The following is a 10,363-nucleotide window of genomic DNA, read 5'->3' as shown; positions in this document are numbered from 1 at the left end:
GTCGGTGAAGCAGGAAGTAGTCCCACCGCAGCGCTCACGCGCAGCGGCTCAGCCGCGAGGCTGAGGGGAATCCCCCTCCTTCAGGAGGGGGAGGAGGTCAACGGGTCAACTCCTGTTCGTCTCGGGGCACTCGGTGGAATCGGTGACTACGGCGCCGGCTGCGGTGCCGGGGTGAACAGCTCGGAGCGGACGCGCGCCGCCGGATTGCCGAACGCGATCCGGCCGGTGAGCTTCGTGCCGATCGGGGTGTGCTGGACCAGCGAGGCCAGCCGGGGCCGGACCACCCGGGCCACCCGGCCCTGCGAGAGCATCGCCCGGGCCTGCATGGTCTGGATCCGCATCACCTGGTCGATGTCCCGCCCCCGCGGCCCGGCGTAGGCGTGCAGGCGCCCGGCCGTGACGTCGCCGGCCCGCACCGCCGCCACCAGCACCGGGTGCAGCAGTGCGGCGTCCTGGATCGCCAGGTTGATGCCCTGCGCGCCGAGCGGGCTGTGGGTGTGCGCGGCGTCCCCGATCAGCACCAGGCCGTCGCGGACCCACTCCCGGGCGCGGCCGGCGAAGACGTCCAGCAGCGTCAGGTCGGTCAGCGCGGTGATCCGCTCGCCCACCGCGTCGGCGTACTCCGGCGCGGCCCGCCGGATCTCCTCCTTCACGTACGCCAGTCCGCGCTCCGCCAGCGCGGCGTAGCCGCGGTGCGGCAGCGTCCAGCCGAGCTGGACCGTGTCCGGGTGCGACGGGTACGCCAGCACCGGGCGGCCGCCGTCCCGGAACACCCGGACCGCCCGGCCGGGCGCCCCGGTGCCGGGCAGCTTGAACCAGAGCACGTCGAAGTCGAAGACGTCGTCCCGGTCGGCCGGGATGCCGGCCAGCCGGCGCACCTTGGAGAAGCGGCCGTCCGCGCCCACGGTGGCCGCGGCGCGGACGGTGTGCCGCCCGCCCCGCCCCTCGGCCACCGCGCCGCGCACCGCCCCGCCCTCCTCGACCAGCGCCGTCACCCGGCATCCGGGCAGCAGCCGGAACTCGTCGAACTCCACGCAGCGGGCCTGCAGTTCGGTCAGCACGTGCTGCTGCGGCAGGCTCAGCAGCCGCGGGTACGGGCCGGGCAGCCGCCGGTAGTCGATGTCGAGCAGCGCCCGGCCCCGCTCCACCAGCTGGAACCGGTCCAGCCGGTGGCCGCCGCGGGCCTCAGCGGGGGCCAGCACCCCCAGCTGGTCGAGCAGCGCCAGACCGCCCGGCTGGAGGATCTCGCCCCGGTACTCGCGGTCGAGCGAGGCGGACCGCTCCACCACCGTGACCCGCAGACCGGAGCGGAGCAGCAGCAGGGCGAGCGTCAGGCCGGCCGGTCCGCCGCCGACGACGCAGACGTCCGCGGCGGTCTCGGTCTCAGGGGGTGCGGTCATCGCGGGGCTCCTCGGGGAGTCGGGTCCGGGCGAGACAGGCGTCGATCACCCGGCGGTAGTAGTGCGGGCCGAAGCCCAGGCCGGCCGCGGCCGGCACCAGCCGCCGCAGCCGCTCGGTGCAGACCGGGTCCTCCGGCGGCACCTCGACGACCTGCCGCTCGGCCCGGACGCCCAGCCGGCCCTCGATGTGCCCGACGATGTCCTCCACCGGGACGGACCAGCCGGAGGCGAGGTTGACCACCCCGGCCGGCGCCCCGGCCCCCGGCGAGCCGGCCGGCGCCCCGACCCCCAGCAGCGCGTCGATCAGCGCCACCGCGTGCCCGACGTCGATCAGGTCGCGCCGCGCCCCGCGGTGCACCCGCACCCGGCCGAGCCGGACCTGGCGCACCAGCGACGGCAGGAACTGGTGGGGGCGCTGCGCCCGGCCCACGGGGTAGGCCAGGCGCAGGATCACGTGCTCCGTGCCGGAGCCGCGGATCACCTCCTCCATGGCCAGCTTGTGCCGCCCGTACGGGGAGGACGGGCGCACCGGCCCGTCCTCCCGGCAGGGCCGGCGCTGCACGCCGTACAGGCCGGCCGAGGAGGTGGAGAAGTACACCAGCCGCCGCCCGCTGCGCCGGCAGCCGACGAGGGCGTCGTACAGCAGGTCGGCCTCCCGGGCGAAGCCGGCGTCCGCCTGGCTGGTGCCGCTGGAGACGCCCGCCGCGAAGACCACGGTGTCGGGGTGGCGGGCCACGAGGGGCCGGAGGCTCTGGGCGAGGAAGCCGCGGCCGACGATCTGCATCGAGCGCTCCTAGGCAGCGGGAGGGGCCGCGGCGGCGGCCCGGCGGACCTGGTCCAGCAGGTCGGCCTGACGGAGGATGCGGTCGCCGTGGCCGGTGAAGCCGCGCCCGGCGAGGGCGGTCCGGGCGAAGGCGGCCACGATGTTGGCGAAGTGGTCGTCGGCCGGGAGCAGCAGCTCCTCGGCGCCCTCCTGGCGCTCGATGCGCAGCAGCGGCCGGTGGTCCGGCGGCGGGGTGAACGCCCGGTCGAGGGTGACCGTGCCCTCGCTGCCGGTCAGGCTGTAGCGGCAGCGGTAGTGGTGCTCCATGCCGAAGGAGAGCGCGGCGGTCAGCCGTGGCGAGGTCAGCAGCGCCGCACCGGCGGTGTCCACGCCGGTGGCCGGGTCGTGCCGCAGGACGGCGCCGGCCACCTCCGGCCCGGGGCCGCAGAAGAGCTGCGCCGCGCGGACGGTGTAGGCGCCGAGGTCGAGCAGTGCGCCGCCGCCCAGCTCGGGGCGGTGCCGGATGTCGCCCTCGGGGAGCCGCGGGATGGTGAACTCGGCCGAGAAGGAGCGCGGTTCGCCGATCCGACCGGACTCCACGAGGTCCCGCACCCGGCGGTGGGCGCTGTGGTGGAGGAACATGAAGCTCTCCATCAGCAGCAGTCCGCGCCGCCGGCTGAGCTCGACCACCTCCCGGGCCGGCGCCGGGTCGGTGGTGAGCGGCTTCTCCGCCAGGACGTGTTTGCCTGCCTCCAGCGCCCGGACGATCCACTCCGCGCGCAGCCCGGCGGGCAGCGGCACGTAGACGGCGTCGACGTCCGGGCGGTCGAGCAGCGCCTGGTAGCCGGCGACCGGCTCGGTGCCGAACTCGGCGGCGAACTCCCCGGCCCGTTCGCCGGAGCGGCTGGCCACGGCGGCGACCCGGGTCAGCGGGCTCGCCGTCAGTGCGGGCAGCATCTTGCGCCGGGCGATGGACGCGCAGCCGAGCACTCCGACGTTCAGGCGCTCCACCGGGCCCCCCGATCGCGCAGCGAGCCGAGGCAGGTGACCAGGGTGCGGGCCTCCACGGTGAAGTGGTTGCCGAACTGGATGAAGCGCTGCACCTGGTCGGCCGTCACCCAGCGGTAGCGGTCGGGGAGCTCGGCGGGGAAGTCCTCGCCGGCGGCCGTGATCAGGTACCGGTTGGCGCGCCGGAAGAAGCGGCCGCCCTCCTCGGAGAGCACCGCCGAGTAGAGCACCCGTTCCGGCGGCGCGGCCAGCACCAGGTCGAGGAAGGGCACCGGCTCCGGGAGGTCGGAGAACCCGTCGGAGACGCACTGCACCGTCGGCGCCAGCTCGACCGCGTCGAAGGTGCCGGGCTGGGACAGGCCCTGCAGCAGCAGCTGCGGTCCGGCGGGGGAGGGGCGCACCACCAGGGCCGCCAGCCCGGTCCGTTCGGCGGCCAGCAGCGGCTGCGTCCACCGGGTGACCTCGCGGTTGCCGGCGACCACGGACACCGCGACGACGCGCTGGTGGCGCCGTTCGGTGTGGGCGATCTCGGTCTCGGTCCGCCGCCACCGGTCCACCCGGTCGAGCGGCACCAGCGTCGTCCCGGCGCCCTGCTGGGTCTTCAACTCGTTGAGCCAGCTGAGAACTTCGGTGTCGGAGTGCACCCCCTCGGCGTCCTCGGCGTGCCCGGGGTCCGTGGCGCTACCGGCGGCGGGCGGCCGCAGCGGCAGCGAGGACAGCACCGTCCGGGCGTCCATGTTGACCAGGTTGTCCACGGCCAGCAGTTGGTGGATCTGGCCCAGCGTCAGCCACCGCCAGTCCGGGCGCACCTCGACCTCGCCGGTGACCTCGACCACCAGGTTGCGGTTGCGCTTGCGCAGGAAGCTGTCGCCCTGCTCGGACTGGAGCACGTCGGTCAGCACGGTGCCGCGGCCCGCGGCCAGGAAGTACTCGATGTACGGGGTGGCCAGGCCCTGGTGGACGCGGGTGTAGTTGCTGCGGGTGGCCTGGACGGTCGGGCCGAGCTGGATCGTGCCGATGTTGCCCGGCTCCATCTTGGCCTGCATCAGGAAGTGCAGGACGCCGTCGAACTCCTTGGCCAGGATGCCGAGGATGCCGGTCTCCGGCTGGCAGATGATGGGCTGCGACCACGTCCGCCCGTCCTCCTCCCGGACCTCCAGGCCGCGGATCGCGAAGAACCGGCCGGTCTCGTGCACGAGGTCCCCGGTGCCGGCCTCGGTGTGCCACTTCTCCAGGCGGTCGAACGGGATCCGCTCGACCCGGAAGGTGCCGGCCCGCCGCCGGTCGGCCAGCCAGCCGGGCACCTCCTCGGCCCCCTCGGCGGCCGCCGCCGAGCGGGCCAGCCGGGCGGCCGTCTCCGTCGACGGGTGACGGGCGGGCCGGTCCGCCGTCCTGGTCTCTGCTGCGCGGGCCATCACGGTCCCTTCCGAGCGCGGGTGTGGAGGGGCCCACCGTCCCGCGGCGGCGTCGAGACGGCATCGAGGGGGCATCGAGGCGGGCTCGAAGCGGGCTGGAGCGGCGTTCCACGCCGATTCGAGCGGCGCTCCGGCGCCGGCCGCCAGGCTCGACGCGGACCACCTCCATCACGACCCGAGGAGCGAACGACCATGATCACCGAAGCCGATCTCAAGCGGATCATGCGCGAGGGGGCCGGCCAGGCCGAGGGGATCGACCTCGACGGCGACATCGCCGACGTACTCTTCAGCGACCTGGGCTACGACTCGCTCGCCGTCCTGGAGACGGTCAGCCGGATCGAGCGCGAGTACGGCATCCGCATCCCCGAGGACGCGCTCAGTGCCGTCCGGACCCCGGGCGAGTTCCTGGACCTGGTGAACCGGGCCACCGCCGAGGCGGCCTGATGGCCGGGTGGGAGCACCGGACGGCCCTGATCGCCGGCGGTACGCGCGGGGTCGGCCTGGCCGTCGCCCGCGAGCTCGCCGGCCGCGGCTGCCACGTCTACCTCAACCACGCCCGCGACGACGCCGCTGCGAAGGACGCGCTCGCGGCACTCGCCGGCCTGCCCGGCCGGGCGACCGTCCTCAAGGGCGACGTCACCCGCCCCGACACCCTGCCGCGCCTGCTGCGGCGCGTCCGGGAGGAGCGCGGCCGCCTCGACGTCTTCGTCCACAGCGCGGCCTCGTTCCACCCGATGGACGCCGCCCGGCCGGACGTCGAGCTGTTCCGGCAGGACGTCACCACCGCGCTCGCCCCGTTGCTCCTGGGCGTCCGCCCGCTGGTCGAGGCCATGGCCGGCGGACCGGGCCGGATCGTCGCCGTCTCCAGCAACGGCGCCCGGCGCGTCGTCCCGCGCTACCTCGCGGCCGGCGTGGCGAAGGCCGCCCTGGAGGCGCAGATCCGCTACCTCGCCGTCGAGCTGGCACCGCTCGGCATCACCGTCAACGCGGTCGCCGCGGCCAAGCTCGACAAGGGCCCGGGCGCCGCCTCCGCTTCCGCCGCCGACGCCGGCGTCCTGCGCGTCCTCGCGGAGCGCACCCCCGGCGGCCGCCTCACCACCCCGGCCGACCTGGCCCGGACGGTGGCCCTGCTCTGTGCGGACGAGGCGTCCTGGATCCACGGCCAGGTGGTCACCGCCGACGGCGGCCTGAGCCTGCGCGCCTGAGCCCCCCTCCTTCAGCCCCCACGACCACGCGGGCCGTCCGCACGGCCCGCGCCCCACCCCTCCCCGAGGAGACCCGTGCGCATCATCGACCTCTCCACTCCGATCGACGCCGCGGGCTGGGAGCCGGAGCCCGTCGAGCACCGCATCATGTCCGCCGCCGAGGGCGCCAAGCACATGAGCGAGGAGATGCTCGAACACTTCGGCCTGGAGTTCGACCCGACCGTCCTGCCGGACGGCGAGCTCCTCACCATCGACACCCTCACGCTCACCACCCACACCGGCACCCACATCGACGCCCCGTCCCACTACGGCTCCGCCGCCCGCTACGGTGACGGCCGGCCCCGCCACATCGACGAGCTCCCGCTGGAGTGGTTCCACGGCCCCGGCGTCGTCCTGGACCTCACCACCGCCGAGCCGGGCGCCGTCGACGCCGCCCACCTGCGCCGCGAACTGGACCGGATCGGCCACACCCCGGCGCCCGGCGACATCGTGCTGCTGCGCACCGGCGCCTCCCGGCTGGCCGGCACCCCGGAGTACTTCAGCCGCTTCACCGGGCTGGACGGCTCGGCCGTCCACTTCCTGCTCGACCAGGGCGTCCGGGTGATCGGCACCGACGCGTTCAGCCTGGACGCACCGTTCCGGATCATGATCGAGGGCTACCGGGAGACCGGCGACCGCAGCCTCCTCTGGCCGGCCCACCTCGCCGGGCGGGAGCGCGAGTACTGCCAGATCGAGCGGCTCGCGAACCTGGAGGACCTCCCGGCCCCGACCGGCTTCACCGTCAGCTGCTTCCCGGTGAAGATCACCGGTGCCGGCGCCGGCTGGACCCGCGCGGTGGCCGTCCTCCCGGCCTGACCGCCGCGGGCGGCCGTGACACGCGGGGGCGTGTCGGAGGGCGGCTTCCCGGCAGGTCGGACTGTTGTTCGGTAGGTTGGCCCGTCATGCTGGGTGTGCGGGTGCTGGGGCCGACGGAGGCCACGGTCAGTGGAGTACCGGTCTTTGTCGGGGGGCCCCGACAACGGGCCGTGCTGGCGCTGTTGCTGATGGGGAAGGGGCAGGTCGTCCCGGTCGACCGACTGGTCGACGCGCTCTGGCCGGACACCCCCACCCGGCGCGCCCTCGCCTCCCTGCACCCCTGCCTCTCCCACCTGCGCCGCGTGCTGGAGCCCGGGCGCCCGCCGCGCTCGGCGTCCGAACTGCTGGTCAGCCTGCCGCCCGGGTACGCCGTCCGCCTGCCGGTGGAGGCCGTGGACGCCTGGCGGTTCGAAGCCGCGGTGCGGGAGGCCCGGAACGCGCCCCCGGCGGCGGCCCACCGGCGGCTCACCGAGGCGCTCGGCTGGTGGCGCGGCCCCGCCTACCAGGAGTGGGCCGACCAGGACTGGGCGGTCACGGAGATCGCCCGGCTCCGGGAACTGCGCGCGGTGGCGGGGGAGTCGGCGGTCGCCACCGGGCTGCGGGCGGGACTCCCGGCCGAGGTCCTTCCGACGGCCGAGGAGCTGGTGCACGCCGACCCGCTGCGGGAGGAGGGCTGGCGGCTGCTGGCGCTCGCCCAGTGGGCGACGGGACGGCAGGCCGACGCACTGCTGACCCTGCGCCGGGCCGCGGCGGTGATAGCCGAGGAGCTCGGGCTCGACCCTGGCCCGCGGCTCGCCGAGCTCGAACAGGCGGTGCTGAACGGGCGGTTCGACGTGCTGCGGCGGGACGTGCCGGAGCAACTGGACGTCTCGCCCGCCCCTGCACCCGTCCCGGTCGCCCGCGCCGCCGTCGTCCCGCGGCCGCGCGCCGCGCTGGAGACCGGGCGCGGCGCGGCGACGACGCTCGCGGTGCCGGACGCCCGCGGCCCGCTGGACACCCTGCCCGGCGCAGCCCCGCACACCCCGCCGCCCGCCGGGCCCGACCCGGCCCGGCTGGTCGGCCGTGCGGAGCAGACCGCGCTGCTCGCCGCCGCCCTGGAGGGCGCCCGGAGCGGCGCCGGCGGCACCGCCGTCCTGCTGCGCGGCGAGGCCGGCATCGGAAAGTCGGCGCTGCTGGAGTGGACCGCCGGCCGCGCGGAGCGGGCCGGGTTCACGGTGCTGCGCGCCGTCGGCTCCGAGGCCGAGCGCGAGTACGCCTTCAGCGGCCTGCACCAGGTGCTCTGGCCACTGCTGGAGCGCACCCACGACCTGCCGCCGCACCAGCGGGAGGTGCTGGAACACGCGCTGGGCGTCCGCCCCGGCGCGCCGCCCGGCGGGCTCACCGTCGGAGCCGCGGCGCTCGCCCTGCTCGCCGCGGCCGCCCGGGCCCGGCCGCTGCTGGTGCTGGTCGACGACCTGCACTGGGTCGACTCCTCCAGCGTCGCCGTCTTCGCCTTCCTGCACCGGAGGGTCGCCGCCCTGCCGGTCGTCATCGCCAGCGCCAGCCGCCCCGAGGACTCCACCGTGGAGGCCTGGTCGATGCAGCCGGTCGAGGTCGGTGCGCTCTCCTCGGCCGAGGCCGGCGAACTGCTCGAACTGCGCCACCCGGGCCTGGCCGCCGTCGCCGCGGCCCGACTGCTGGCGGACGCCGGCGGCAACCCGCTGGCCCTGGTCGAGCTGCCCCGGCAGCTGCGCCCCGGCCAACTGCGCGGCATCGACCCGCTGCCGGACCACCTGCCGCTCGGGCAGCGGCTGGACCGGCTCTTCGGGGACCGCCTCGCCGGGCTGACCCCGGCCGCCGAACGCGTCCTCCTGCTCGCCGCGCTGGCCGGCTCCGGCACCGCCGAGGGGACGGCCTCCTGGCTGCGCGCCGCCGCGGGCGAGGACGCCGAGTCCGTCCTGGAGACGCTGGAGGCGACCGGGCTCGCCCGGCTCGACCCGGTCGGCCGCCTCGCCTTCCGGCACCCGCTGGTCCGCCGGGGCGTCATCTCCCGGGCGTCGGGCCCCCGCCGGCGCGAGGCCCACCGGCTGCTCGCCGGCTGCCTGGCCGCCGACGACCCGCGCCGGCTGGTCCACGAGGCCGGCGCCGCGCTGCTCCCCGACGCGGACCTCGCCGCCCGCCTCCAGGAGGCCGGGCACCGGCTGGTGCGCCGCGGCGGCGACGCCGAGGCCGCCCTGCTGCTGGACCGTTCGGCGGCACTCACCGCCGACCCGGCCGACCGGGCCCGCCGGCTCACCTGGGCCGCCGTGGCGGCCGCCCGCGGCGGGCAGCTGCGGCACACCGCCCGGCTGGTGGAGGAGATCGGCCGCGGCCCGGTGCCGGCCGACATCGCCCCGCTCTTCTCGTACGCCGTCGTCTACGTCGACCAGAGCCACCGGGTCGAGTTCGGCTCCTCCGTGGAACTGCTGCCCGGCCCGGTCGAGGCGCTCACCCGCCCCGGGGCGGAGTCCTTCGGGGGCCTCGCCGAGCAGGCCTACTTCAAACTGCTGCTCGCCGCCGTCTACACCGGCGACGCCCGGGCCTGGCAGGTGCTGCAGGACCACCGGCCGCACGTCTCCCCGCTCGCCCGGCTCTGCCACCGGGCCTGGTCGGACCCGGCACGCACCGCCCACGGGGTGCCCGGGCTGCTCACCGCCCTGCTGGACGGACTGGACCGGGGCCAGGAGGCCGGCGCGGCCTGGCTGCTGTTGTGGACGGCGGCCGCCGTGGACGCCGCCGACGGCCCGCTTCGCCGCCGCTTCGCCGCCCAGCACGGCTACGCCACCCGGGGCTCGGTCGCCAAGGCCGAGGTCTACCGCGCCTACCTGCGCGGCCGCTGGGACGAGGCGCCCGGCTGCCTGCACGAGGCCGAGGCGGCCGAGGAGCTCGGCTACCACTGCAACGCCCTGCTGTTCCGCCACTACCACGCGCACTTCCTGGCCGGCCGCGGCGACGAGGCGGGCCTGCACGCGGCCGAGGAGCGGATCCGACCGGTCGCGACGCGGGCGGGCATGCGGTTCGTCACCGACCAGCTCGACCACCTCCGCGCGCTGGCCGCCCTCGCCCACGGCCGGGACGAGGAGGCCTACCACCGCCTCACCTCGCTGATGCGCCCCGGGGAGCTGCCGCCCGGACTGCCCTGGTTCCACCTGCCGTTCCTGGACCTCGTCGAGGCGGCCGTACGGACCGGACGGCGCGCCGAGGCCGCCGCGCACGTCGCCGCCGGCGAGGCCGCGCGGATCGGCGAGATCTCCGCCCACCACGCCTTCCTGCTGGCCGCCGCGGCGGCGCTCGCCGCCGACGACCGGCAGGCCGACGCCCGGTTCGCGGCGGCCTACGCGGTGCCGGGGGCCCGCGGCTGGGTCTTCCCGTACGCCCGGCTCCGGCTCGCCGACGGCCTGCGGCTGCGGGCGCTGGGCCGCCCCGGGGCGGGCGAGGCGCTGCGCGAGGCACGGCGTGCCTTCGAGGAGCTGGGCGCCGAGCCGTGGGCCCGGCGCTGCGCCGATCAGACGGGTGGCGGCATCCCGCGGCAGGCCGGCGGGCCGGGGGCGGGCGAGCCGTTCCGGCGCCCGCCGACCGGCCAGGAGCTGCGGGTCGCCCGGCCGGCGGCGACCGGGCTCGGCACCGTCGGGCCCGCCGGGCGGTTCGCGGGGCAACCATCGGTGGTCCGCGGGGCAGCGCAGCCCGGCGCGTGCTGAC

Annotated in this window: 8 protein-coding genes; 4 read left to right on the top strand and 4 right to left on the bottom strand. The window is 76.6% G+C overall.

Annotation, left to right across the window (positions count from 1 at the left end; all coding sequences use genetic code 11):
- Positions 1-146: 146 nt before the first annotated feature.
- The 4 genes from ACIPSC_RS32830 to ACIPSC_RS32815 are packed head-to-tail and all read right to left on the bottom strand — an operon-like array spanning position 147 to position 4,586.
- Positions 147-1,400 carry an FAD-dependent oxidoreductase gene (locus ACIPSC_RS32830; protein ID WP_400831479.1) on the bottom strand — a complete coding sequence of 418 codons (1,254 nt, stop codon included), beginning with the start codon at positions 1,398-1,400 and terminating at the stop codon, positions 147-149.
- Positions 1,384-2,184, bottom strand: a complete 801-nt coding sequence (locus ACIPSC_RS32825) for an NAD-dependent epimerase/dehydratase family protein (protein ID WP_400831476.1) — start codon at positions 2,182-2,184, stop codon at positions 1,384-1,386. The genes ACIPSC_RS32830 and ACIPSC_RS32825 overlap by 17 nt, the downstream gene beginning before the upstream one ends.
- 9 nt (positions 2,185-2,193) lie before the next feature.
- Positions 2,194-3,174 (bottom strand): Gfo/Idh/MocA family protein, encoded by a 981-nt coding sequence (locus ACIPSC_RS32820; RefSeq protein WP_400831474.1) that lies wholly within the window; start codon positions 3,172-3,174, stop codon positions 2,194-2,196.
- Positions 3,162-4,586: an NDP-hexose 2,3-dehydratase family protein gene (locus ACIPSC_RS32815; protein WP_400831469.1), complete on the bottom strand. Its 1,425-nt coding sequence runs from the start codon at positions 4,584-4,586 to the stop codon at positions 3,162-3,164. Before ACIPSC_RS32815 ends, ACIPSC_RS32820 begins: the two co-directional genes overlap by 13 nt.
- A 192-nt stretch (positions 4,587-4,778) precedes the next feature.
- On the opposite strand from ACIPSC_RS32815, the gene ACIPSC_RS32810 reads away from it, so the two are divergent.
- From ACIPSC_RS32810 to ACIPSC_RS32795, 4 genes are all read left to right on the top strand, one after another.
- Positions 4,779-5,030 carry an acyl carrier protein gene (locus ACIPSC_RS32810; protein ID WP_400831466.1) on the top strand — a complete coding sequence of 84 codons (252 nt, stop codon included), beginning with the start codon at positions 4,779-4,781 and terminating at the stop codon, positions 5,028-5,030.
- A complete protein-coding gene (locus ACIPSC_RS32805; RefSeq protein WP_400831462.1) occupies positions 5,030-5,791 on the top strand; it encodes an SDR family oxidoreductase in 762 nt (253 codons plus the stop codon). The genes ACIPSC_RS32810 and ACIPSC_RS32805 overlap by 1 nt, the downstream gene beginning before the upstream one ends.
- 75 nt (positions 5,792-5,866) lie before the next feature.
- The gene (locus tag ACIPSC_RS32800) at positions 5,867-6,646 is read left to right on the top strand and encodes a cyclase family protein (protein WP_400831460.1); all 780 of its coding nucleotides are present in this window, start codon (positions 5,867-5,869) and stop codon (positions 6,644-6,646) included.
- A 188-nt stretch (positions 6,647-6,834) separates the two neighbouring features.
- A complete protein-coding gene (locus tag ACIPSC_RS32795) occupies positions 6,835-10,362 on the top strand; it encodes a BTAD domain-containing putative transcriptional regulator (protein WP_400831458.1) in 3,528 nt (1,175 codons plus the stop codon).
- Position 10,363 lies beyond the last annotated feature (1 nt).

It is taken from the genome of Kitasatospora sp. NPDC090091, from assembly GCF_044747365.1.
In the GTDB taxonomy this organism is placed as follows: Bacteria; Actinomycetota; Actinomycetes; order Streptomycetales; family Streptomycetaceae; genus Kitasatospora.
Note: the sequence above shows the minus strand (reverse complement) of the source record. Positions and strands in the feature narration are given on the sequence as shown.

Bases quoted from the DNA above. Each gene is read 5' to 3' on its own strand.
- ACIPSC_RS32825 (WP_400831476.1), bottom strand. From the start codon at position 2,184: ATGCAGATCGTCGGCCGCGGCTTCCTCGCCCAGAGCCTCCGGCCCCTC.
- ACIPSC_RS32795 (WP_400831458.1), top strand. From the start codon at position 6,835: ATGGGGAAGGGGCAGGTCGTCCCGGTCGACCGACTGGTCGACGCGCTC.
- ACIPSC_RS32815 (WP_400831469.1), bottom strand. From the start codon at position 4,586: ATGGCCCGCGCAGCAGAGACCAGGACGGCGGACCGGCCCGCCCGTCAC.
- ACIPSC_RS32830 (WP_400831479.1), bottom strand. From the start codon at position 1,400: ATGACCGCACCCCCTGAGACCGAGACCGCCGCGGACGTCTGCGTCGTC.
- ACIPSC_RS32810 (WP_400831466.1), top strand. From the start codon at position 4,779: ATGATCACCGAAGCCGATCTCAAGCGGATCATGCGCGAGGGGGCCGGC.
- ACIPSC_RS32805 (WP_400831462.1), top strand. From the start codon at position 5,030: ATGGCCGGGTGGGAGCACCGGACGGCCCTGATCGCCGGCGGTACGCGC.